This is a genomic window from Pseudomonas azotoformans (assembly GCF_001579805.1).
GTDB classification, from domain to species: Bacteria; Pseudomonadota; Gammaproteobacteria; order Pseudomonadales; family Pseudomonadaceae; genus Aquipseudomonas; species Aquipseudomonas azotoformans_A.
Genome location: NZ_CP014546.1, coordinates 398,268 through 423,363, shown reverse-complemented (window position 1 = coordinate 423,363; position 25,096 = coordinate 398,268). Strand labels below are relative to the sequence as shown.

At 58.5% G+C, this 25,096-nt stretch carries 14 protein-coding genes, 2 tRNA genes and 3 rRNA genes; all 19 read left to right on the top strand.

Translation table 11 applies throughout. The annotated features are described in order from the left end of the window. Positions 1-6 precede the first annotated feature (6 nt). The 19 genes from AYR47_RS02015 (at position 7) to AYR47_RS01925 (ending at position 24,992) form a co-directional block, all read left to right on the top strand. Positions 7-741 (top strand): tetratricopeptide repeat protein, encoded by a 735-nt coding sequence (locus AYR47_RS02015; RefSeq protein WP_033898301.1) that lies wholly within the window; start codon positions 7-9, stop codon positions 739-741. Then, positions 741-1,070 carry a YqcC family protein gene (locus AYR47_RS02010; RefSeq protein WP_033898302.1) on the top strand — a complete coding sequence of 110 codons (330 nt, stop codon included), beginning with the start codon at positions 741-743 and terminating at the stop codon, positions 1,068-1,070. The genes AYR47_RS02015 and AYR47_RS02010 overlap by 1 nt, the downstream gene beginning before the upstream one ends. Positions 1,071-1,501: 431 nt before the next feature. After that, on the top strand, positions 1,502-3,226 hold the full coding sequence (locus tag AYR47_RS02005; protein WP_033898305.1) for an acetolactate synthase 3 large subunit: 1,725 nt from the start codon (positions 1,502-1,504) through the stop codon (positions 3,224-3,226). 2 nt (positions 3,227-3,228) lie between these two features. Continuing rightward, positions 3,229-3,720 (top strand): acetolactate synthase small subunit, encoded by a 492-nt coding sequence (ilvN, locus tag AYR47_RS02000; RefSeq protein WP_003176102.1) that lies wholly within the window; start codon positions 3,229-3,231, stop codon positions 3,718-3,720. Positions 3,721-3,767: 47 nt separating this feature from the next. Next, positions 3,768-4,784 (top strand): ketol-acid reductoisomerase, encoded by a 1,017-nt coding sequence (gene ilvC, locus AYR47_RS01995; protein WP_003176099.1) that lies wholly within the window; start codon positions 3,768-3,770, stop codon positions 4,782-4,784. A gap of 145 nt (positions 4,785-4,929) precedes the next feature. Then, a complete protein-coding gene (gene pssA / locus AYR47_RS01990; protein WP_016976855.1) occupies positions 4,930-5,787 on the top strand; it encodes a CDP-diacylglycerol--serine O-phosphatidyltransferase in 858 nt (285 codons plus the stop codon). 63 nt (positions 5,788-5,850) lie between these two features. Further along, positions 5,851-6,864, top strand: a complete 1,014-nt coding sequence (msrP, locus tag AYR47_RS01985; protein WP_033898303.1) for a protein-methionine-sulfoxide reductase catalytic subunit MsrP — start codon at positions 5,851-5,853, stop codon at positions 6,862-6,864. Continuing rightward, entirely contained in the window at positions 6,864-7,484 is a 621-nt protein-coding gene (msrQ, locus tag AYR47_RS01980; RefSeq protein ID WP_033898304.1) for a protein-methionine-sulfoxide reductase heme-binding subunit MsrQ, read from the top strand. The genes msrP and msrQ overlap by 1 nt, the downstream gene beginning before the upstream one ends. A 488-nt stretch (positions 7,485-7,972) precedes the next feature. After that, positions 7,973-9,509: ribosomal RNA gene (locus AYR47_RS01975) — 16S ribosomal RNA — on the top strand. 82 nt (positions 9,510-9,591) lie between these two features. Then, positions 9,592-9,668 (top strand) — tRNA-Ile (locus AYR47_RS01970). 30 nt (positions 9,669-9,698) lie between these two features. Further along, positions 9,699-9,774, top strand: a tRNA-Ala gene (locus AYR47_RS01965). A gap of 249 nt (positions 9,775-10,023) precedes the next feature. Next, positions 10,024-12,915: ribosomal RNA gene (locus AYR47_RS01960) — 23S ribosomal RNA — on the top strand. Between the two features lie 154 nt (positions 12,916-13,069). Then, positions 13,070-13,185 (top strand): 5S ribosomal RNA (gene rrf / locus AYR47_RS01955). The 16S, 23S and 5S rRNA genes sit together here with 2 tRNA genes alongside, the layout of an rRNA operon. Positions 13,186-13,329: 144 nt before the next feature. Then, complete coding sequence (recC, locus tag AYR47_RS01950) at positions 13,330-16,782, top strand: exodeoxyribonuclease V subunit gamma (RefSeq protein ID WP_061434068.1); 3,453 nt, start codon at positions 13,330-13,332, stop codon at positions 16,780-16,782. Next, positions 16,779-20,453, top strand: a complete 3,675-nt coding sequence (gene recB / locus AYR47_RS01945) for an exodeoxyribonuclease V subunit beta (RefSeq protein WP_061434066.1) — start codon at positions 16,779-16,781, stop codon at positions 20,451-20,453. Before recC ends, recB begins: the two co-directional genes overlap by 4 nt. Then, positions 20,450-22,519 (top strand): exodeoxyribonuclease V subunit alpha, encoded by a 2,070-nt coding sequence (gene recD, locus AYR47_RS01940; RefSeq protein WP_061434064.1) that lies wholly within the window; start codon positions 20,450-20,452, stop codon positions 22,517-22,519. The genes recB and recD overlap by 4 nt, the downstream gene beginning before the upstream one ends. Before the next feature lie 142 nt (positions 22,520-22,661). Then, on the top strand, positions 22,662-23,237 hold the full coding sequence (locus AYR47_RS01935) for a YfiR family protein (RefSeq protein WP_033900328.1): 576 nt from the start codon (positions 22,662-22,664) through the stop codon (positions 23,235-23,237). Beyond that, positions 23,234-24,496 (top strand): diguanylate cyclase domain-containing protein, encoded by a 1,263-nt coding sequence (locus tag AYR47_RS01930; protein ID WP_033900330.1) that lies wholly within the window; start codon positions 23,234-23,236, stop codon positions 24,494-24,496. Before AYR47_RS01935 ends, AYR47_RS01930 begins: the two co-directional genes overlap by 4 nt. Positions 24,497-24,500: 4 nt before the next feature. After that, positions 24,501-24,992 carry an OmpA family protein gene (locus tag AYR47_RS01925; RefSeq protein WP_033900332.1) on the top strand — a complete coding sequence of 164 codons (492 nt, stop codon included), beginning with the start codon at positions 24,501-24,503 and terminating at the stop codon, positions 24,990-24,992. Positions 24,993-25,096 lie beyond the last annotated feature (104 nt).

Here is a 25,096-nt window from a genome sequence, read left to right as displayed (position 1 = left end):
TTTCAAGTGAACAAGTGGTTGTTTCCAGCTATTACAGCTCTGGCTTTGCTCGGCGGTTGCTCCAGCGTGCAGCGCGGCTCCATTCCCGTGGTGGACTCGAGCACGGCCGTCTCCAATAACGATCGGATTTCGGCGAATGGCGGTTTCCGCCAGACCGTGACCAATCGTCCTGCCCAAGCCAAACCACAGGCGGTGCCGCAGGATTCGGGTGTGGTAGTGATGGTGCCAGGCGGTGGCGCAGCGACATCGGCACCGATCAGTGCCGAGCCATGGACCCCAGGGCCAAGCACTTCCGGCCCGATCGATACCACGCCGATCCAGGCGGCCCCGATCAACCAGGGCAGCTACAACATGCCATCGACGCCGAGTGGCATTCCATCCTCGTCCAACGGCAGTGGCCTGTCGGCTGATGAGCAACTGGATGGCCCGGTGCTGGCGTTGTTGACCACTGCCCAGCAACAGCAGGCGGGCGGTGATTTGAACGGTGCGTCGTCGAGTCTTGAGCGTGCCCAACGCGTTGCGCCGCGTGAGCCGCAAGTGCTATATCGCCTGGCCCAGGTACGCATGGCCCAGGGTGATGCACCGCAGGCCGAGCAGTTCGCCCGTCGCGGCTTGTCGCTCGCCAACGGCCGTCCCGACCTGCAAGCCAGCCTGTGGGCGTTGATTGGCGACGCGCGTGCCGCGCAAGGCGATGCCGCCGGTGCTGCCCAGGCGCGTCAAAAAGCCAAGGTCAGCCTCTGATGGATGCACGCTTTCCCGCCATCGCCGAACAGTTGTTGCTCATAGAGCGAGAGTTGCGCGTGCAGGGCTGGTGGGACGATGTGTCCCCCAGCGCCGAGGCGCTCGGCAGTGTCGAGCCGTTTTCCGTGGATACCCTGGATTTCCACCAGTGGTTGCAGTGGATCTTCCTGGTGCGCATGAAGCAGATCCTCGAACAGGACCTGCCGCTGCCCAATGCCTCGGGTATTCTGGAAATGGCCGAGATGGTCTATGCCGACCGCCCGCAAGAGAGCCTTGGCTTGCGTAATGCGCTGAAAAAGTTCGACCAATTGATCGTCGACGCTCGTTAATTGCCTGACTGCCGGTTTTTCCGGCAGTCTTGCGCACATTTCTACCGCTTGACGACATTCAGGCGAGTTTTATCCCTCCTCAAAGCCCTTTCTCCTACGTTCTCATGCGCTTAGTTGGAAAAAAGCGCAATTATTGCTTGACTTGAAGGGCCTGAAACAGAAGAATCCAAAGTCCGCTGTATCGGGACTGCCAGAAGCAGGCCCGCTCAGCAGATCATGAGGCGCACATCCGCGCCGACCTGTTACACCCGCAACGCGTTACCTCGCGCTGGGTGGGAAAAGCCCGCAACACTTGGGACGATCCCAATACTTGCTCAGTCAGTGCTGACGTAGTCGGCGACCACCGTCGCTCATGCTCTGTTGAGAAGTAAACCTATTAAGACCCGTCGGTTTTCAACGGACGGTATTCTGGCGTTTTAGAGGTGAACAACGTGGAGCTTTTATCTGGTGGTGAGATGCTCGTCCGCTTTTTGCGTGACGAAGGCGTCGACTATATCTACGGGTACCCAGGTGGTGCTCTGCTGCATGTCTACGACGCACTGTTCAAGGAACCGGCTGTTACCCACATCCTGGTTCGCCACGAACAGGCCGCGACCCATATGGCTGACGGTTACGCCCGTGCCACCGGTAAAGCCGGCGTGGTACTGGTAACGTCCGGCCCAGGCGCAACCAATGCCATTACCGGCATCGCGACTGCGTATATGGACTCCATCCCGATGGTGATCATTTCCGGCCAGGTGCCCAGCACCATGGTAGGCACCGATGCATTCCAGGAAACCGACATGATCGGTATCTCCCGGCCGATCGTGAAACACAGCTTCATGATCAAGCATCCCTCGGAAATCCCGGAAGTCATGAAAAAGGCCTTCTACCTCGCACAGTCCGGTCGTCCGGGCCCTGTTGTGGTCGATATCCCGAAAGACATGACCAACCCGGCGGAAAAATTCGAATACATCTTCCCGAAGAAAGCCAAGCTGCGTTCCTACAGCCCGGCCGTGCGTGGGCACTCGGGGCAAATCCGCAAGGCGGCAGAAATGCTCCTGGCGGCCAAGCGTCCTGTGTTGTACTCGGGCGGTGGCGTGATTCTGGGCGGCGGTTCCGCACCGTTGACCGAATTGGCCAAGCTGCTCAACCTGCCGGTGACCAACACCCTGATGGGCCTTGGCGCATTCCCGGGCACCGACCGTCAGTTCGTCGGCATGCTGGGTATGCACGGCAGCTACACCGCCAACCTGGCCATGCACCACGCTGACGTGATCCTGGCAGTAGGTGCACGGTTCGATGACCGTGTGATCAACGGCGCGAGCAAATTTTGCCCGAATGCCAAGATCATCCACATCGACATCGACCCGGCATCCATCTCCAAGACCATCAAGGCCGACGTGCCGATCGTAGGTCCTGTGGAAAGTGTGCTGACCGAAATGGTCGCTGCACTGAAGGACATCGGCGAGACGCCGAACAAGGAATCCGTTGCCAGCTGGTGGAAGCAGATCGACGAATGGCGCGGTGATCGCGGCCTGTTCCCTTATGACAAGGGCGACGGCAGCGTCATCAAGCCACAAACCGTGATCGAAACCCTGTGCGAAGTGACCAAGGGCGACGCCTTTGTGACCTCCGACGTGGGCCAGCACCAGATGTTCGCCGCGCAGTACTACAAGTTCGACAAGCCAAACCGCTGGATCAACTCCGGTGGCCTGGGCACGATGGGCTTTGGTTTCCCGGCGGCCATGGGTGTGAAGCTGAGCTTCCCGGACACTGACGTTGCATGTGTCACCGGTGAAGGCAGCATCCAGATGAACATCCAGGAACTGTCGACCTGCTTGCAGTACGGCCTTCCGGTGAAGATCGTCTGCCTGAACAACGGCGTACTGGGCATGGTTCGCCAGTGGCAGGACATGAGCTACAACAGCCGTCACTCCCACTCCTACATGGAGTCGCTGCCAGATTTCGTAAAATTGGTTGAAGCCTATGGCCACGTTGGCATTCGCATCACCGATCTGAAAGATCTGAAGCCGAAGATGGAAGAGGCGTTCGCCATGAAGGACCGCCTGGTGTTCATCGATATCAAGGTGGATACCAGCGAGCACGTCTACCCGATGCAGATCAAAGACGGCTCTATGCGCGACATGTGGCTGAACAAGACGGAGCGTACTTAATCATGCGGCATATTATCTCCCTGCTTCTGGAGAACGAACCCGGCGCTCTGTCTCGTGTTGTCGGTCTGTTTTCGCAACGCAACTACAACATCGAAAGCCTGACCGTGGCTCCGACCGAAGACCCGACTCTGTCGCGCCTGACGTTGACCACTGTGGGCCACGATGAGGTGATCGAACAGATCACCAAGAACCTCAACAAGCTGATCGAAGTGGTCAAGCTGGTCGACCTGTCGGAAAGTGCCCACATTGAGCGCGAGCTGATGCTGGTCAAGGTCAAGGCCACCGGCGCCCAGCGTGCCGAGATCAAACGGACTACCGACATTTATCGCGGGCAGATCGTCGATGTGAGCGCCAGCGTTTATACCGTTCAACTGACCGGTACAAGCGACAAGCTGGACAGCTTCATCCAGTCGATCGGGACGGCCTCGATTCTGGAAACGGTACGCAGTGGTGTCACCGGGATTGCCCGTGGCGACAAAGTACTCAGCATCTAACCCAAATTAGTGAATGGCCTTACGGCCTGGATATATAGAGGAACCTCATGAAAGTTTATTACGATAAAGATTGTGACCTGTCGATCATCCAGGGCAAGAAAGTCGCCATCATCGGCTACGGCTCCCAAGGTCACGCGCAAGCTTGCAACCTGAAAGATTCCGGCGTTGACGTGACTGTTGGCCTGCGCAAAGGCTCGGCCACTGTTGCCAAGGCTGAGGCCCACGGCCTGAAAGTGACTGACGTTGCTTCCGCCGTTGCTGCTGCCGACCTGGTCATGATCCTGACCCCGGACGAGTTCCAGTCCGCGCTGTACAAGAACGAAATCGAGCCGAACATCAAGAAGGGCGCCACCCTGGCCTTCTCCCACGGCTTCGCGATCCACTACAACCAGGTTGTGCCGCGCGCTGACCTCGACGTGATCATGATCGCGCCGAAAGCACCGGGCCACACCGTGCGTTCCGAGTTCGTCAAAGGCGGCGGCATCCCTGACCTGATCGCGATCTACCAGGACGCATCGGGCAACGCCAAGAACGTGGCACTGTCCTACGCTGCTGGCGTCGGTGGCGGTCGTACCGGCATCATCGAAACCACCTTCAAAGACGAGACTGAAACCGACCTGTTCGGCGAGCAAGCTGTTCTGTGCGGCGGTACCGTTGAACTGGTAAAAGCTGGTTTCGAGACCCTGGTTGAAGCCGGCTACGCGCCGGAAATGGCCTACTTCGAGTGCCTGCACGAACTGAAGCTGATCGTTGACCTCATGTACGAAGGCGGTATCGCCAACATGAACTACTCGATCTCCAACAACGCTGAGTACGGCGAATACGTGACTGGCCCGGAAGTGATCAACGCCGAGTCCCGTCAGGCCATGCGCAACGCCCTGAAACGTATTCAGGACGGCGAATACGCCAAAATGTTCATCAGCGAAGGCGCTACCGGCTACCCTTCGATGACCGCCAAGCGTCGTAACAACGCCGCTCACGGTATCGAAGTCATCGGCGAGCAACTGCGCTCCATGATGCCGTGGATCGGTGCCAACAAGATCGTCGACAAAGCCAAGAACTAAGTCGTACGTGTCAACGGAAAACGCGGCTTAGGCCGCGTTTTTTCGTTTGGGGGGCGGGTTCTGGTATAAAGCTGCATCGTTTGCGGGCGAACACGCGCCGCAAGTATTTGTCGAATTCTTTTCACACCGTTGCAAGGTAAAGTCCATGAGCGAACGTCCCGAAGAGCCAAACCAGGCTCCTGACGCCGAAAGCCTGCTGCCGATCGATGAACATGTCGAAGAAGGGCATGACGCTGAAGGCCGCAAGGTCCGGCATCGTGGCATCTATCTTTTGCCCAACCTGTTCACCACGGCGAACCTGTTTGCCGGGTTCTACTCCATCATCAACTCCATGAGCGCCCAAAGCGCACTGGCGGCAGGTGATGCGGCGAGTGCCAGCAAGTATTTCGGCTTTGCTGCCATCGCCATCTTTGTTGCCATGGTGCTCGACGGCCTGGATGGTCGTGTTGCGCGCATGACCAATACGCAAAGTGCCTTCGGTGCCGAGTACGACTCGTTGTCGGACATGGTCGCGTTTGGTGTTGCGCCCGCGTTGCTGGCATTTGCCTGGGCGCTGGGTGACATGGGCAAGGTCGGTTGGATGGTTGCCTTCATCTATGTCGCGGGTGCTGCGTTGCGCCTGGCGCGCTTCAATACCCAAGTGGGGACTGCCGATAAGCGTTACTTCATCGGTCTGGCCAGCCCGGCCGCTGCGGGTGTGGTGGCAGGTATTGTCTGGGCATTCAGCGATTACGGCATCCAGGGTTCGAAGATGTCGTTCCTGGTAGCCTTGATGGTGGCTGCGGCCGGCATGCTGATGGTCAGCAACATCAAGTACAACAGCTTCAAGGAACTGGACTTGAAGGGGCGTGTGCCTTTCGTGGCGATTCTGGCAGTGGTGCTGGTGTTCGCCGTGGTGTTCAGCGATCCGCCGCGCATTCTGCTGCTGGCGTTCCTGGTCTACGCCGCTTCAGGTCCGGTTCAGTACTTGCTGCACCTGCGCCGCGACAAAACATTGCCTTAATGTAATTTCCCCCATACTCCGCAGTCTATTGGTGCATCAGTTCTCCAATGCTGCGGAGTTGCCATGTTAATCAAATTGCCCAAAGCGTCCGATTGCCACGAATCGGACGTCACACCTGAATCCTTCTACCTCTCTCGCCGTAGCTTGCTCGGTGGTGCGCTTGCTGGCATCGCAGCCAGCAGCCTGCCGCGTTGGGCGAGTGCCGATGAGGCCGCGCGTTACGCTGATGTTGAACCGGGTAAGGCGCCGAATTGGTTTACCGAGAAACTGCCGGGAACGAAATGGCAGGCGATCACGGTAAAGGACGAAGCGATCACGCCGTTCAAGGATGCAACCCACTACAACAACTTCTATGAGTTCGGTACAGGTAAGGGCGACCCGGCAACCAATGCGGGCTCACTCAAGACCGAGCCTTGGAGCGTAGTGATTGATGGCGAAGTTGCGAAGCCAGGCCGTTATGCCCTGGAAGACTTCATGAAGCCGTATCAGTTAGAAGAGCGTATCTACCGTCTGCGCTGTGTCGAAGCGTGGTCGATGGTTATTCCATGGATCGGTTTTCCGATCTCGGCGTTGCTCAAACAGGTTGAGCCGACTTCCAAGGCCAAATACATTCGTTTTGAAACGCTCCAGGATCCCAAGAGCATGCCGGGGCAGCGTTCGAGTTTTGGCTTGATTGATTGGCCTTATGTAGAGGGGCTGCGACTGGATGAGGCGATGAATCCTCTGGCGATCCTAGCTGTGGGGATGTATGGGCGTGAATTACCTAACCAGAATGGCGCGCCGCTGCGGTTGGTCGTGCCATGGAAGTATGGCTTCAAGAGTGTGAAGTCGATTGTCCGCATCAGTCTTGTAAGCGAGCAGCCGAAAACCACCTGGCAGAGCATTGCAGCGGACGAATATGGTTTTTATGCGAATGTGAACCCTACGGTTGACCATCCTCGCTGGACTCAAGCGCGGGAGCGTCGTCTGCCGAGTGGGTTGTTCAGTCCCAATGTGCGCGAGACTCAGATGTTCAATGGCTACTCGGATGAGGTGGCGTCTCTTTATACCGATCTCGACCTGCGGAAGAATTACTGATGCGCTACCCGATCTGGCGTATTGGCGTCTTTATAGCGGCGGCGGTTTGGCCGTTGTTCTGGCTATATGAAGCTTGGAGTTCTGTCCTGGGGCCGGATCCGGGCAAGGTGTTGGTTGACCGGCTGGGGCTCGGCACGTTGATACTGTTGTTGATCACCCTGGCAATGACCCCGTTGCAGAAGCTTAGCGGTTGGGCAGGGTGGATAGCGGTACGCCGGCAGCTTGGGTTGTGGTGCTTTGCTTATGTCGTGCTGCATCTGGCTGCTTATTGTGTGTTTGTGCTTGGGTTGGATTGGTCGCAACTGGGTGTGGAGCTGCGCAAGCGGCCTTACATAATTGTCGGGGCGTTGGGTTTCCTGTCGCTGTTGGTGCTGGCGGTGACGTCGAATCGTTACAGTCAGCGTCGGTTGGGCAGTCGCTGGAAGAAGCTGCATCGCCTGGTGTACGTGATTTTGGGGCTTGGCTTGCTTCACATGTTGTGGATTGTGCGGGCGGATCTCAAGGAATGGGCTATCTATGCCTCTATAGGTGCGCTGCTCCTGGTGCTACGGATCCCGCCTGTAATGCGCCGAATCCCGCGACTTATTGCGAAAAAGCCACTTTCTGCAACAAAAGCGTAATTAACGGTTGACGGCGAATTGTAACTGTCTATAATTCGCCCCACTTCCGGCGCAGTCGAAATGTAAAACTCCTTGGTAAACAATGAGTTATGTAGGTTTCGGCAGCAGGTTGCTTCAGTTCATCGAAGCCAAAAGGAAGTTGAAAAAGAGGTGTTGACAGCAGCGTGTAACGCTGTAGAATTCGCCTCCCGCTGACGAGAGATCGGAAGCGCAAGTGGTTGAAGTTGTTGAAGAAATCTTCGAAAGCTTCTGAAAATAATCACTTGACAGCAAATGAGGCTGCTGTAGAATGCGCGCCTCGGTTGAGACGAAAGATCTTAACCAACCGCTCTTTAACAACTGAATCAAGCAATTCGTGTGGGTGCTTGTGGAGTCAGACTGATAGTCAACAAGATTATCAGCATCACAAGTTACTCCGCGAGAAATCAAAGATGTAACCAACGATTGCTGAGCCAAGTTTAGGGTTTCTTAAAAACCCAAAGATGTTTGAACTGAAGAGTTTGATCATGGCTCAGATTGAACGCTGGCGGCAGGCCTAACACATGCAAGTCGAGCGGTAGAGAGAAGCTTGCTTCTCTTGAGAGCGGCGGACGGGTGAGTAATGCCTAGGAATCTGCCTGGTAGTGGGGGATAACGTTCGGAAACGGACGCTAATACCGCATACGTCCTACGGGAGAAAGCAGGGGACCTTCGGGCCTTGCGCTATCAGATGAGCCTAGGTCGGATTAGCTAGTTGGTGAGGTAATGGCTCACCAAGGCGACGATCCGTAACTGGTCTGAGAGGATGATCAGTCACACTGGAACTGAGACACGGTCCAGACTCCTACGGGAGGCAGCAGTGGGGAATATTGGACAATGGGCGAAAGCCTGATCCAGCCATGCCGCGTGTGTGAAGAAGGTCTTCGGATTGTAAAGCACTTTAAGTTGGGAGGAAGGGTTGTAGATTAATACTCTGCAATTTTGACGTTACCGACAGAATAAGCACCGGCTAACTCTGTGCCAGCAGCCGCGGTAATACAGAGGGTGCAAGCGTTAATCGGAATTACTGGGCGTAAAGCGCGCGTAGGTGGTTTGTTAAGTTGGATGTGAAATCCCCGGGCTCAACCTGGGAACTGCATTCAAAACTGACTGACTAGAGTATGGTAGAGGGTGGTGGAATTTCCTGTGTAGCGGTGAAATGCGTAGATATAGGAAGGAACACCAGTGGCGAAGGCGACCACCTGGACTAATACTGACACTGAGGTGCGAAAGCGTGGGGAGCAAACAGGATTAGATACCCTGGTAGTCCACGCCGTAAACGATGTCAACTAGCCGTTGGAAGCCTTGAGCTTTTAGTGGCGCAGCTAACGCATTAAGTTGACCGCCTGGGGAGTACGGCCGCAAGGTTAAAACTCAAATGAATTGACGGGGGCCCGCACAAGCGGTGGAGCATGTGGTTTAATTCGAAGCAACGCGAAGAACCTTACCAGGCCTTGACATCCAATGAACTTTCTAGAGATAGATTGGTGCCTTCGGGAACATTGAGACAGGTGCTGCATGGCTGTCGTCAGCTCGTGTCGTGAGATGTTGGGTTAAGTCCCGTAACGAGCGCAACCCTTGTCCTTAGTTACCAGCACGTAATGGTGGGCACTCTAAGGAGACTGCCGGTGACAAACCGGAGGAAGGTGGGGATGACGTCAAGTCATCATGGCCCTTACGGCCTGGGCTACACACGTGCTACAATGGTCGGTACAGAGGGTTGCCAAGCCGCGAGGTGGAGCTAATCCCATAAAACCGATCGTAGTCCGGATCGCAGTCTGCAACTCGACTGCGTGAAGTCGGAATCGCTAGTAATCGCGAATCAGAATGTCGCGGTGAATACGTTCCCGGGCCTTGTACACACCGCCCGTCACACCATGGGAGTGGGTTGCACCAGAAGTAGCTAGTCTAACCTTCGGGAGGACGGTTACCACGGTGTGATTCATGACTGGGGTGAAGTCGTAACAAGGTAGCCGTAGGGGAACCTGCGGCTGGATCACCTCCTTAATCGACGACATCAGCTGCTCCATAAGTTCCCACACGAATTGCTTGATTCATTGAAGAAGACGATAAGAAGCAGCCCGAAATTGGGTCTGTAGCTCAGTTGGTTAGAGCGCACCCCTGATAAGGGTGAGGTCGGCAGTTCGAATCTGCCCAGACCCACCAATTTTGTGTGGGAAACGCCTGTAGAAATACGGGGCCATAGCTCAGCTGGGAGAGCGCCTGCCTTGCACGCAGGAGGTCAACGGTTCGATCCCGTTTGGCTCCACCACTACTGCTTCTAGAAGTTGAAAGCTTAGAAATGAGCATTCCATCAAGATGATGGTGAATGTTGATTTCTAGTCTTTGATTAGATCGTTCTTTAAAAATTTGGGTATGTGATAGAAAGATAGACTGAACGTTACTTTCACTGGTAACGGATCAGGCTAAGGTAAAATTTGTGAGTTACTCAGTTTTGAGTATTATCGAATTTTCGGCGAATGTTGTCTTCACAGTATAACCAGATTGCTTGGGGTTATATGGTCAAGTGAAGAAGCGCATACGGTGGATGCCTTGGCAGTCAGAGGCGATGAAAGACGTGGTAGCCTGCGAAAAGCTTCGGGGAGTCGGCAAACAGACTTTGATCCGGAGATGTCTGAATGGGGGAACCCAGCCATCATAAGATGGTTATCTTACGCTGAATACATAGGCGTAAGAGGCGAACCAGGGGAACTGAAACATCTAAGTACCCTGAGGAAAAGAAATCAACCGAGATTCCCTTAGTAGTGGCGAGCGAACGGGGACTAGCCCTTAAGTGGCTTTGAGATTAGCGGAACGCTCTGGAAAGTGCGGCCATAGTGGGTGATAGCCCTGTACGCGAAAATCTCTTAGTCATGAAATCGAGTAGGACGGAGCACGAGAAACTTTGTCTGAATATGGGGGGACCATCCTCCAAGGCTAAATACTACTGACTGACCGATAGTGAACTAGTACCGTGAGGGAAAGGCGAAAAGAACCCCGGAGAGGGGAGTGAAATAGATCCTGAAACCGTATGCGTACAAGCAGTGGGAGCCCACTTTGTTGGGTGACTGCGTACCTTTTGTATAATGGGTCAGCGACTTATTTTCAGTGGCGAGCTTAACCGAATAGGGGAGGCGTAGCGAAAGCGAGTCTTAATAGGGCGTCTAGTCGCTGGGAATAGACCCGAAACCGGGCGATCTATCCATGGGCAGGTTGAAGGTTGGGTAACACTAACTGGAGGACCGAACCGACTACCGTTGAAAAGTTAGCGGATGACCTGTGGATCGGAGTGAAAGGCTAATCAAGCTCGGAGATAGCTGGTTCTCCTCGAAAGCTATTTAGGTAGCGCCTCATGTATCACTGTAGGGGGTAGAGCACTGTTTCGGCTAGGGGGTCATCCCGACTTACCAAACCGATGCAAACTCCGAATACCTACAAGTGCCGAGCATGGGAGACACACGGCGGGTGCTAACGTCCGTCGTGAAAAGGGAAACAACCCAGACCGTCAGCTAAGGTCCCAAAGTTATGGTTAAGTGGGAAACGATGTGGGAAGGCTTAGACAGCTAGGAGGTTGGCTTAGAAGCAGCCACCCTTTAAAGAAAGCGTAATAGCTCACTAGTCGAGTCGGCCTGCGCGGAAGATGTAACGGGGCTCAAACCATACACCGAAGCTACGGGTATCACGTAAGTGATGCGGTAGAGGAGCGTTCTGTAAGCCTGTGAAGGTGAGTTGAGAAGCTTGCTGGAGGTATCAGAAGTGCGAATGCTGACATGAGTAACGACAATGGGTGTGAAAAACACCCACGCCGAAAGACCAAGGTTTCCTGCGCAACGTTAATCGACGCAGGGTTAGTCGGTCCCTAAGGCGAGGCTGAAAAGCGTAGTCGATGGAAAACAGGTTAATATTCCTGTACTTCTGGTTATTGCGATGGAGGGACGGAGAAGGCTAGGCCAGCTTGGCGTTGGTTGTCCAAGTTTAAGGTGGTAGGCTGGAATCTTAGGTAAATCCGGGATTCTAAGGCCGAGAGCTGATGACGAGCTAACTTTTAGTTAGCGAAGTGGTTGATGCCATGCTTCCAAGAAAAGCTTCTAAGCTTCAGGTAACCAGGAACCGTACCCCAAACCGACACAGGTGGTTGGGTAGAGAATACCAAGGCGCTTGAGAGAACTCGGGTGAAGGAACTAGGCAAAATGGCACCGTAACTTCGGGAGAAGGTGCGCCGGTGAGGGTGAAGGACTTGCTCCGTAAGCTCATGCCGGTCGAAGATACCAGGCCGCTGCGACTGTTTATTAAAAACACAGCACTCTGCAAACACGAAAGTGGACGTATAGGGTGTGACGCCTGCCCGGTGCCGGAAGGTTAATTGATGGGGTTAGCTAACGCGAAGCTCTTGATCGAAGCCCCGGTAAACGGCGGCCGTAACTATAACGGTCCTAAGGTAGCGAAATTCCTTGTCGGGTAAGTTCCGACCTGCACGAATGGCGTAACGATGGCGGCGCTGTCTCCACCCGAGACTCAGTGAAATTGAAATCGCTGTGAAGATGCAGTGTATCCGCGGCTAGACGGAAAGACCCCGTGAACCTTTACTATAGCTTTGCACTGGACTTTGAATTTGCTTGTGTAGGATAGGTGGGAGGCTTTGAAGCGTGGACGCCAGTCTGCGTGGAGCCAACCTTGAAATACCACCCTGGCAACTTTGAGGTTCTAACTCAGGTCCGTTATCCGGATCGAGGACAGTGTATGGTGGGTAGTTTGACTGGGGCGGTCTCCTCCTAAAGAGTAACGGAGGAGTACGAAGGTGCGCTCAGACCGGTCGGAAATCGGTCGTAGAGTATAAAGGCAAAAGCGCGCTTGACTGCGAGACAGACACGTCGAGCAGGTACGAAAGTAGGTCTTAGTGATCCGGTGGTTCTGTATGGAAGGGCCATCGCTCAACGGATAAAAGGTACTCCGGGGATAACAGGCTGATACCGCCCAAGAGTTCATATCGACGGCGGTGTTTGGCACCTCGATGTCGGCTCATCACATCCTGGGGCTGAAGCCGGTCCCAAGGGTATGGCTGTTCGCCATTTAAAGTGGTACGCGAGCTGGGTTTAGAACGTCGTGAGACAGTTCGGTCCCTATCTGCCGTGGACGTTTGAGATTTGAGAGGGGCTGCTCCTAGTACGAGAGGACCGGAGTGGACGAACCTCTGGTGTTCCGGTTGTCACGCCAGTGGCATTGCCGGGTAGCTATGTTCGGAATAGATAACCGCTGAAAGCATCTAAGCGGGAAACTAGCCTCAAGATGAGATCTCACTGGAACCTTGAGTTCCCTGAAGGGCCGTCGAAGACTACGACGTTGATAGGTTGGGTGTGTAAGCGCTGTGAGGCGTTGAGCTAACCAATACTAATTGCCCGTGAGGCTTGACCATATAACACCCAAGCAATTTGACTACTCGAAAGAGCATCAGATTGCGGTGTGTGAAGACGATAGAACCGAAAGTTCGAATCTCACAAAACACCGAAAGCTGTCACATACCCAATTTGCTGAAGCGAGGCCTATGCCACGACTCAGTACCCGAATTTCTTGACGACCATAGAGCATTGGAACCACCTGATCCCATCCCGAACTCAGCAGTGAAACGATGCATCGCCGATGGTAGTGTGGGGTTTCCCCATGTGAGAGTAGGTCATCGTCAAGATTAAATTCCGAAACCCCATTTGCGAAAGCAGATGGGGTTTTGTTTTGGGCGGTCGAAAAGACAGCTAACATCCCAATTCCGCCAACAACTGCCCACAGTGCTAAAGTCGCACCCTCGATTTTTGCTTTTCCCAAGGAAGCCGTTATGCCGGATGCGACGTCCCTCAGCCCTGGATTCATGGTGGTTCACGGCAACCGCCTGGACGAACTGCGCAGCCTGGTGGTCAGTTGGATGCGCCGCTATCCCCTCGCGCCCCTGGAAAACGAAATCGCCCTAGTCCAAAGCAACGGCATCGCCCAGTGGCTCAAGCTGGCCCTGGCCGAAGATCCGGAAGAGGACGACATGGGCGGTTGCGGCATCGCCGCAGCAATCGATGTTCAACTGCCCGGCAGCTTTATGTGGCAGCTCTACCGCATGGTCTTAGGCAAAGATGAAATTCCGCCCAAGTCCCTGCTCGATAAAGCACCGCTGACCTGGCGCCTCATGCGCCTGCTGCCGGAGCTTATCGATCAACCGCACTTCGAGCCGCTGCAGCGCTTTCTCACCCACGACAGCGATCTGCGCAAACGCTACCAACTCGCCGAGCGCCTGGCAGACCTGTTCGACCAATATCAGGTCTACCGCGCCGACTGGCTCGAAGACTGGGCTGCCGGCCGCCACCAACTGCGCAACGGTCGAGGCGAATCCAAACCGCTCAATCCGGCCAACTGCTGGCAAGCCGAACTATGGCGCGCACTGCTGCTGGATGTCGGTGAAGAAGGCATGGCCGAAAGCCGCGCCGGCGTTCACCAGCGTTTTATCGAGCGCATCAATACACTGGAAACAGCGCCCGCGGGCCTGCCATCCCGAGTCATTGTTTTCGGCATCTCCTCGTTGCCCGCCCAGGCACTGGAAGCCCTCGCCGGTCTCGCGCGATTCAGCCAAGTCCTGCTCTGCGTGCACAACCCCTGCCGTCACCATTGGTCTGACATCGTCGCCGATAAAGACCTGCTACGTAACGAATACAAGCGCCAAGCGCGTAAAGCCGGCATGCCGGTCACCATCGACCCACAAACCCTGCACCAGCACGCCCACCCGCTGCTGGCCGCCTGGGGCAAACAAGGCCGTGACTACATCAGCTTGCTGGACAGCTACGACGACCCCAACAGTTACCGCGCAGCATTCCGCGATGGCCGCATCGACCTGTTCAGCGACAGCGAGCCCACCACACTGCTCAACCAGCTCCAGGACGACATCCTGGAACTGCGTCCACTCAATGAAACCCGCGAGCTATGGCCTGCTGTCGACCTGGAACGTGATACCTCCATCCGCTTCCACATCGCCCACAGCGCCCAGCGCGAGGTGGAAATCCTGCACGACCAACTGCTCCAACGCTTCAGTGCCGCCCCCTCGCTGCGCCCGCGAGATATCATCGTCATGGTCCCGGATGTCGACAGCTATGCGCCGCATATCCGCGCCGTGTTCGGCCAACTCGAACGCAATGACCCACGCTTCATCCCGTTCACCCTGACCGACCAGGGCCAACGCGGCCGGGACCCGCTGCTGATCGCCGTCGAACATCTGCTGAAACTGCCCGACAGCCGCTTCCCGGTGAGCGAGATCCTCGACCTGCTCGACGTGCCGGCCCTGCGCGAACGCTTCGCCATCCAGGAGCGCGACCTGCCGACGCTGCATCGCTGGATCGAAGGTGCCGGCATCCGCTGGGGGCTCAACGCCGAACAACGTGCCGGCCTGGGCCTGCCAGCAGAGTTAGAACAAAACAGCTGGCGTTTCGGCCTGCGCCGCATGTTGCTTGGTTACGCCGTAGGCACCGGTGCCGCGTGTGAGGGCATCGAGCCCTACGATGAAATCGGTGGCCTCGACGCAGCGCTCATTGGCCCTCTGGTCGCTTTGCTCGACGCACTCAACGACGCACATCAAGCACTGTCGCTACCTGCGGCTCCTGCGCAATGGGGCGAGCGCCTGCAACGCCTGATGCAACTGTTCTTCATGCCCAGCAGCGAACACGATGACTACCTGCTGGGCCAACTCGAACAGCTCAGGGAAACCTGGCTGGAAACCTGCGAATCCGTCGGCCTGCAGGACGAGTTACCCCTCACCGTAGTCCGCGAAGCCTGGCTTGCAGGTCTGGACCAAGGCCGCCTCTCCCAGCGTTTCCTCGCCGGAGCTGTCAATTTCTGTACGTTGATGCCCATGCGAGCGATCCCATTCAAGCTCGTTTGCCTGCTCGGCATGAACGATGGCGATTACCCGCGCGCGCAACCCCCACTGGACTTCGACCTGATGGGCAGCGACTACCGCCCCGGCGACCGCTCACGGCGTGAAGACGACCGCTACCTGCTGCTCGAAGCACTCCTGTCAGCCCGCGACCAGCTGTACATAAGCTGGGTGGGCCGCAGCATCCGCGATAACAGTGACCGCCCTGCGTCGGTACTCATCGGCCAACTACGCGACCATCTCGCTAGCGGCTGGCACCACGCTAATAGCGATGAACCGCTGATCGACGCCATGACACAAGAGCACCCACTGCAACCGTTCAGCGCCCGCTACTTCCATGAGGGCGACGCACTGTTCAGCTACGCCCGTGAGTGGCAATTACTGCACGAAACGCCGGATGCCATGCCAGAAGAAGAGGAACTCAGCTCGCATCAACAGGACGAGCCCCTGAGCCTCGGTCAGCTTCAAGACTTCCTGCGCAACCCGGTCAAACACTTCTTCAGCCAACGCCTGAAAGTGTTCTTCGAAGCCGCCGAAGTGCCACTGGCCGACGAAGAACCCTTCGTCCTCGATGCCCTGCAACGCTACAGCCTGAGCGACAGCCTGCTGAACGCCGCACTCACCCAACCCGATCATCTCGACCAAGCCCTGAACGCCCAGGCCCTGCGCCTGCAAGGCAGTGGCCTGTTGCCGATGGTCGGTTTCGGCGAATGCCTGCGCAACGAACTGATCGAACCGTTACCCGATCTGTTGCGACGCTATCAGCAACTGCTCGTCCTCTGGCCCACCCCGCACACCGGCGCCGAACCGGTCAGTTTTGAGCATAATGGCGTGCAGTTGGAAGGTTGGATCAGTGGTCTGCATCGACGCAGCGATGGCGGGTTGCTCAGCGTTACCACCATCCCCAACAGCATCGGCTCGATCAAGACCCGCAAGTGGCATCGCCTGATTCGCCCCTGGGTCAATCACGTGGTTGCCTGCGCCTGCGGCCTGCCGCTGAGCACCGGCTTGGTGGCCAGCGATGACACCCTGCTGCTGCCGCCGTTGGATAAAACCAATGCCCAGGAAATCCTCGGTAACCTATTGCTGGCCTGGCATACCGGCATGAGCCAACCCTTACCCGTCGCCGTCAAAACCGCTTTCGCTTGGCTCAGCCAAACTGACCCCGCCAAGGCCCAGGCGGCGGCCAGCAAAGCCTACGAAGGCGATGGCCTGACTACCGATGGCGAACGCCGCGAAACCCCGGCGCTCACCCGGCAATTCCCCGACTACGCCACGCTCATCGCCAGCGAAGAATTCGAAGGTTGGTGCGAAACCCTGTATCGCCCGCTGCTCAACGCCCCGTGGCGATCACTCACAGGCGAGGAGGCCGGCACATGACCAGCAAACCCTTGGCCCTGGCCTTCCCGCTCAAAGGCAGCCAGCTGATTGAAGCCAGCGCCGGCACCGGCAAGACCTTTACCATCTCCGCCCTCTACCTGCGCCTGGTTCTCGGCCACGGTGGCGATGAATCAGGCTTTGGCCGCGAACTGCTGCCGCCGCAAATCCTGGTGGTGACCTTCACCGATGCCGCCACCAAAGAACTGCGCGAACGCATCCGCATCCGCCTGGCTGAAGCAGCACGCTTCTTCCGCGAAGAAATTGAACAGCCCGACGCTCTGATCGCTGATCTACGCGACGAATACCCGCTCGAACAATGGCCCGCCTGCGCCAACCGCTTGGACATCGCCGCCCAATGGATGGACGAAGCCGCCGTCTCGACCATCCACAGTTGGTGTCAGCGCATGCTGCGCGAACACGCCTTCGACAGCGGCAGCCTGTTCACCCAAACCCTGGAAACCGATCACAGCGACTTGCTCGGCGAAGTGTTGCGCGATTACTGGCGACTGTTCTGCTACCCGATGCACGACGACGCACTCAATTGGGTGCGCAGCAACTGGGGTGGCCCCGCCGCATTGATGCCGCGAGTGCGCGCGTTGTTCGGCAGTGAACGGCCCACGGATGAAGCCCGCGAGCCCGCAGAGCTGATCACGGCCTGCCTGCAAGAGCGCCGCGAAGCGCTGACCGCCATCAAGGCGCCCTGGCAACAATGGGCCGCCGAGCTGCGCGACATCTGTCTGCAAGCCGTGGCCGCCAAAGCTGTCGACGGCCGCAAGATGCAAGCGCGTTACTTCGAGCCCTGGTTCGAAAAGATCAGTGCCTGGGCCGCTGACGAAACCCTCGAACAGCTCGACATCGGCACCGGCTTCACCCGCTTGACGCCCGACGGCATGGCCGAAGCCTGGAAGGGCGAGCCGCCGCAGCATCCTGGCATCGACGCCATGGCTGGCCTCAAGGCGACCCTTGATGCGCTGCCAACCCCCGACGCCGCCGTGTTGCAACACGCGGCCGGCTGGGTCGGCAAACGCTTTGAAGAAGAAAAACGCCGTCGCGCCGAAATGGGTTTCGACGACATGCTCATCCGCCTCAACGCTGCACTGCAAGCCGACGGCGGCGAACGCCTGGCCAGTGTGATCCGCGAGCAATTCCCGGTAGCCCTGATCGACGAGTTCCAGGATACCGACCCGGTGCAATACGCCATCTTCGACAGCATTTACCGCATCGAAGAAAACCACCTCGACAGTGGCCTGTTCCTGATCGGCGACCCCAAGCAAGCGATCTACGCCTTCCGTGGCGCCGATATCTACACCTACCTGCGCGCCCGTCAGTCCACCACTGGCCGTCATCACACGTTGGGCACCAACTTCCGCTCCAGCCACGCGATGGTCGAGGCGGTGAACCACGTGTTCCAGCGTGCGGAAACAGGTCGCGGCGCATTCCTGTTCCGCGAGCCCAATGGTGAAAACCCGGTGCCGTTCCACTCGGTACTGTCCCAGGGACGTAAAGAACAATTGCAGGTAAATGGCCAAACGCTGCCAGCCATGAACCTCTGGCACTTGCCTACTGACCAGCCGGTTTCCAACGGGCTGTATCGTCAGCAACTTGCGGCGGCCTGTGCCACGCACATTGTTGAATTGCTCAACGGCGGGCAGCAGGGCAGCGCAGGCTTCCTACAACCGGACGGCAGCTTCAAAGGCGTGCGTCCGTCAGACATCGCCATTCTCGTGCGTGACGGCAAGGAGGCCCAGGCCGTGCGCGCCGAGTTGGCCGCCCGTGGCGTGCGCAGCGTCTACCTGTCCGACAAGGATTCGGTCTTCGCCGCTCAGGAAGCCCACGACCTGCTGGCCTGGCTCAAGGCTTGCGCCGAACCGGATGTGGAACGCCCACTGCGCGCCGCACTGGCTTGCGTCACCCTGAATCTGTCACTGCCGGAGCTGGAGCGTCTGAACCAGGACGAACTGGCGTGGGAAAGCCGCGTCATGCAGTTCCGTGGCTACCGCGTGATTTGGCGTAACCAAGGCGTGCTGCCGATGCTGCGTCGTCTGCTTCACGACTTCAAACTGCCGCAAACCCTGATCGCGCGCAGTGATGGCGAACGTGTTCTGACCAACCTGCTGCACCTCAGCGAATTGCTGCAACAGGCCGCATCGGAACTGGACGGCGAACAGGCACTGATCCGCCATCTGGCCGAACACCTGGCACTTTCTGGTCAGGCGGGTGAAGAACAGATCCTGCGCCTGGAGAGTGATGAGCAACTGGTCAAGGTCGTGACCATCCACAAATCCAAAGGCCTGGAATACGACTTGGTTTTCCTGCCGTTCATTTGTTCAGCCAAGCCGGTGGATGGCAGCCGCTTACCGCTGCACTACCACGATGAAACCGGCAAATCCCAAGTCGGCCTGCGTCCTACGCCTGAGCTGATCGCAAAGGCAGACAATGAGCGTCTGGCCGAAGACCTGCGCCTGTTCTACGTCGCCCTGACACGCGCCAAGCACGCCTGCTGGCTAGGCATCGCCGACCTCAAGCGTGGCAACAGCAACAGCTCCGTGCTGCACCTGTCGGCGCTGGGCTACTTGCTCGGTGCAGGCGCCTCGTTGGGTGAGTCCGCCGGCTTGGCACGCTGGCTCCTGGACCTTCAAGAAGGTTGCACCGCCATCAACTACGCCCAGGTGCCCGAAGCGCAAGACATCCTTTTCCACCCACCACGCAACGAAGCCACGCTGCGAGCGCCGCTCCTGCCCCAGCGCAAGGCTGCGGAAAACTGGTGGATCGCTTCCTACAGCGCCTTGCGCATTGGCGACAGCATGAGCGCCGCCCCGCTCGAAGCACCGGAAAGTCCACAGGCCCAGAAGTTGTTCGATGACGAACGGCTCGACCCCGATGCACCCCGCGAAGTGGCGGCGTCCGGCGGCGATATTCACCGTTTCCCACGCGGTCCTAACCCAGGGACCTTCCTCCACGGCCTATTGGAATGGGCAGGGGAGGACGGCTTCAACGTTACGCCCGAGGCCATCGAAAAAGCCGTGGGCGCCCGCTGCAACCGGCGCAACTGGGAAGGCTGGATCATCACCCTCAGCAGTTGGCTCGGCCACCTGCTGCAAGTGCCACTGCCTGTGGATAACGGTCACGTCTCCCTCAGTGGTTTGCAGCAGTACCAGATCGAGATGGAGTTCTGGTTCGCCAGCCACAAGGTTGACGTACTCGCCGTCGACAAGTTGGTGTGCCAATTCACCCACAACGGCGCTTCCCGCGTTGCCGCCGAGCCTGTACTGCTCAACGGCATGTTCAAGGGCTTCATCGATTTGACCTTCGAACACGATGGCCGCTATTACGTGGCCGACTACAAATCCAACTGGCTGGGCCCCGACGATTCGGCCTACACCTTGGATGCCATGGAGCAGTCGATCCTTGATCATCGGTACGACCTTCAATACGTACTTTACCTACTGGCCCTGCACCGCCAACTCAAGGCGCGCCTGTCGGACTACGACTACGACCGGCATGTCGGCGGCGCGCTGTACATTTTCCTGCGGGGCACGCAGTCCGCGAGCCAGGGCGCGTATTTCACCCGACCGCCGCGGGAACTGATCGAAGGCCTGGACCTGCTGTTCCAGGGCAAGCCCATCCCGCCCAAGGTTGAGCCCGCCTGGGAACAAGGAGTGTTGTTATGAGCCTGTCGCCGCTACCGCTGGAGGCGCTGATGCCCCTCAGCCGCGCCGCCGACCTGGTGCAATTGCTGGAGCGCTGGGTAGACCGTGGCTGGTTGCGTGCCTTGGACAAAGCCTTCGTGGGTTTCCTGCACGAGCTTGACCCTCAGGCCGACCCGCTGGTGCTGCTGGCCGCCGCGCTGACCAGCCACCAATTGGGCCATGGTCACGTCTGCCTCGACTTGTTCGAAACCCTCAAGGCGCCGGATTTTGCCCTGTCCTTGCCGCCAGAGGGCGATCTGCAAACCGGCGCCATGTTGTTGCCGTCGCAGTTATTGGAAGGCCTGGACGGCGCCCACTGGTGCCACGCACTGGCCGCCAGTCACCTGGTGGCGCTGGCGGTCGATGGCAGCGAATCCGCGCAGAGTCGTCCTTTGGTACTGTCCGGCAAGCGTCTGTACCTGCGCCGCTACTGGACTTACGAACGGCGCATCGACAGCGCCTTGCGCCTGCGTCTTGCCACCCAGGAAAACGTGGCCGGCGATTTGCCGCAGCGCCTCAACAGCCTGTTCGATCAACCGCCGCCTGACGGTGTGATCGACTGGCAAAAACTCGCCTGCGCCCTGGCCACACGCGGCGCATTCAGCATCGTCACCGGCGGCCCTGGCACTGGCAAAACCACCACCGTGGTGCGCTTGCTCGCGCTGTTGCAGGCGCCGGCTGTGGAATCCGGCAGCCCATTGCGCATTCGCCTGGCCGCCCCCACCGGTAAGGCCGCCGCACGCCTCACCGAGTCCATCAGCCAACAAGTGCTGTCGCTGAAAGTGCCGGACAGCGTGAAGGAAAAAATCCCGACCCAGGTCACCACCGTCCACCGCTTGCTGGGCAGTCGCCCAGGCACACGGCATTTTCGTCATCACCTCGGTAACCCATTGCCCCTGGATGTGCTGGTGGTGGACGAAGCCTCGATGATCGACCTGGAAATGATGGCCAACCTGCTCGACGCCTTGCCGCCCCACGCACGCTTGGTACTGCTGGGTGACAAGGACCAACTGGCGTCGGTAGAGGCGGGCGCTGTCCTCGGTGACTTGTGCCGCGACGCCGAAGCCGGTTTCTACAACGCCGACACCCGCCAGTGGCTGCAAGCCGTCAGCGGCGAAGACCTCAGCGCCAGCGGCCTGCAGGAAGACCTCGACGGCAGTCACCCCCTGGCCCAGCAAGTGGTGATGCTGCGTTACTCGCGACGTTTCGGCGAAGGCAGTGGCATCGGTCAACTGGCGCGCTGGGTCAACCAGCAAAACGCTGAAGAAGCCCGCAAGCTGCTCGCCGCGCGCAGTCACGCTGACCTGTTCTGCGTCAGCCTCAAGGGCGAACACGATCACGCCCTCGAACGCCTGGTGCTGGACGGGCAGGGTGACGGTGCCGAGGGCTATCGCTATTACCTCAATCTGTTGCAGAGCGCGCGCCCGTCGCCGGATACGCCGCGTGAAAGTGAGGCCTGGACCCTCTGGGCGCAACAATTGCTGCAAGCCTTCGACGCGTTCCAACTGCTCTGCGCGGTACGCAAAGGCCCCTGGGGCGTGGAAGGCCTGAACCTGCGCATCACCGCCGCCCTGCGCAAGGTGCGGCTGATCGAAGGCGACGAGCAGTGGTACGAAGGCCGCCCGGTGCTGATGACCCGCAACGATTACGGCCTGGGCCTGATGAACGGCGACATCGGCATCGCGCTCAAACTGCCCGAAAGCGACGGCGGCCCCCAGGTGCTGCGCGTGGCCTTCCCACGCAACGACGGCCAAGGCGGTGTGCGATTTGTGCTGCCCAGCCGTCTGAACGATGTGGAAACCGTGTACGCCATGACCGTGCACAAATCCCAGGGCTCGGAATTCACCCATACCGCGCTGATCCTGCCGGATGCGCTGAACCCGGTGCTCACCAAAGAGCTGATCTACACCGGCATCACCCGGGCCAAGCGCTGGTTCAGCCTGATCGAGCCCCGAGGCGGCGTGTTTGAGGAGGCCGTCAGGCGCAAGGTCAAGCGTTTGAGTGGGTTGATGCTGGAGCTGGGTCACGAATCGGAAAAAACTGACTGATAGGTCATGCCAGATTTCTGGTTCAGTCGCATGATTTTTCTGGAAAAATAGCGGCCCCTGCGAAGACCTACACTTCGCGGGGTTTTCCGCCGCTGTGCTATCGTTGCGGCATCATCTAAAAAACACCTGAGAGAATCGCTGCATGAACGTGGCTGTCTCGCCCACAGAGCGCAGTTTGAGCTGGAGACGCATGCTGCTGGTGGCGTTCCTGTGCGTGTTCGCGCCACACGCTTTCGCCCAGGCGCCCGACCCTGCGGGCGTTGCCGCCCAGCGTGCGCAGGCCGTCACCCAAGTGGTGCTGGGTATCCTCAGTTATGCGCGCTGGCCGGTCGAACCTGCGCAATTGCGCCTGTGCATCGTTGGGCCGACCCAATACACCGACGACCTGATCAAAGGCACCACCCAAGCCACCGGCCGCCCAGTGGTGGTACAGCGCCTGCTGGCCAGCCATCCCGATATCGTCAATGCGTGCGACGCGGTGTACATCGGCAAGCTCAGCGCCGATGAGCGCAGCCAGTTGTTCACCTCGTTGATCGGCCATCCGGTGCTGAGCATCAGCGAAGGCGGCGACCAATGCACCGTGGGCAGTCTGTTCTGCCTGCGGGTGAGCGATGAGCAGGTGTCGTTCGAGGTCAACCTCGACTCCGTCGCCCGCAGCGGCGTGCGCATTCACCCGAGCGTGCTGCAGTTGTCCCGCCGCCGAGCGCCTGCGTCATGACAGCCGTCAAAGCGCGGCCGACCCTGCGTTCCGTCATTGGTCGCGGGCACATGATCCTGGCGCTGGTGGCGGTGACGCTGGCAAGTGTTTCCCTGACCCTGCTTGGCGTACTGGCGCTGCGGGTCTATGCCGAGCACAACCTGCACCTGATCGCACGCTCCATCAACTACACCGTGGAAGCGGCGGTGGTGTTCAACGACAGCGCGGCGGCCACTGAAGCCCTCAGCCTGATTGCCTCCACCGAAGAAGTGGCCGAGGCCGAAGTCTTCGATGCCAATGGCAAGCTGTTGGCGAAGTGGATACGCCCGGAAACCGGCATGCTCTCGCGGGTCGAGTTGGAGCTGGCGCACACCCTGCTCGAACAACCCATCAGCCAGCCGATCCTGCATCAAGGCAAAGCCATCGGCAGCATTCATCTCACCGGCCACGGCGGTAGCCTGCTGCGCTTCCTGCTCAGCGGCCTGGCCGGGATCCTCATCTGTACCGCCCTCAGCGCATGGGTTGCCCTGCACCTGGCGCGGCGCCTGTTGCGTGGCATCACCGGCCCATTGCAAAGCCTCGCCGCCGTGGCCCATGCCGCCCGTAGCGAGCGCGATTTCGACCGCCGCGTGCCACCGGCGCAAATCGCCGAACTCGACAGCCTCGGCAGTGACTTCAACGCCTTGCTCGGCGAAATGGAAGCCTGGCAGAGCCACCTGCAAAGCGAGAACGAATCCCTCGCCCACCAGGCCAACCACGACAGCCTCACTGGCTTGCCCAATCGTGCGTTCTTCGAAGGCCGTTTGATCCGCGCCCTGCGCAGTGCGGCCAAGGCCAAGGAACAGGTGGCGGTGCTGTACCTCGACAGCGACCGCTTCAAAGAGATCAACGACAGCTTTGGCCACGCTGCCGGCGACGCCGTCCTCGTCGCCGTGGCCGAGCGTGTGCGTGCGCAATTGCGTGAAGATGACCTGGTGGCACGCCTGGGCGGCGATGAGTTCGCCATCCTGCTGGCGCCATTGCACAAGGCGGAAGACGCCGAGCGCATCGCCGACAAGATCATCGCCAGCATGGACCGGCCCATTCCCGTGCCCGGCAACACCCAGGTGTTGACCTCCCTCAGTATCGGCATTGCCATTTACCCCGATCATGGCGCCACCCCTGGCACCTTGCTCAATGCCGCCGACGCGGCGATGTACCAGGCCAAGCGTTTGTCCTCGGGCGGCCAGCAAACGGCGGAGTCGGATAACCCCGTCGTCAACGTTCAACACAGGAGTTGATCCCTTGTTCACGACCGCGCGTTTCATGTTTATCACCTTGCTGGTAGCACTGCTCGCCCTCGGCGGCTGCCAGACGCCGCCCCCCAAAGGGCTGACCCCGGCGCAAGTGGCCGTCCTCAAGCAACAAGGCTTTGAGCTGACCGACGAGGGCTGGGCATTCGGCCTGTCCGGCAAAGTGCTGTTCGGCAGCGACGTCGAAACCCTCAACCAACCCAGCACCGACATCGTCCAACGCATCGGCAAGGCCCTGCTGGGCGTCGGCATCGAACGCGTGCGCGTTGACGGCCACACCGATGCTTCCGGCAAGGAAACCTACAACCAGCAACTGTCCCTGCGCCGCGCAAAAAGCGTGGCGGCGGTGTTGACCGGTGTGGGCATGAAGGAAGAGAACATCCAGCTGCGCGGACTGGGCAGCAGCGAGCCGGTGGCGCCGAACACCACGGTGGCGGGGCGCACGGAGAATCGGCGGGTATCGATTGTGGTGATTGCGGACTGAGTCACTACCCCCATCTCAACTTGAAACCCAATCAATTGTGGGGGCTGGCAATCCAGCTCCCACAGTTGTTTCTGCGGTGTGCCTGAAACAGCGTTCGCTAAGTA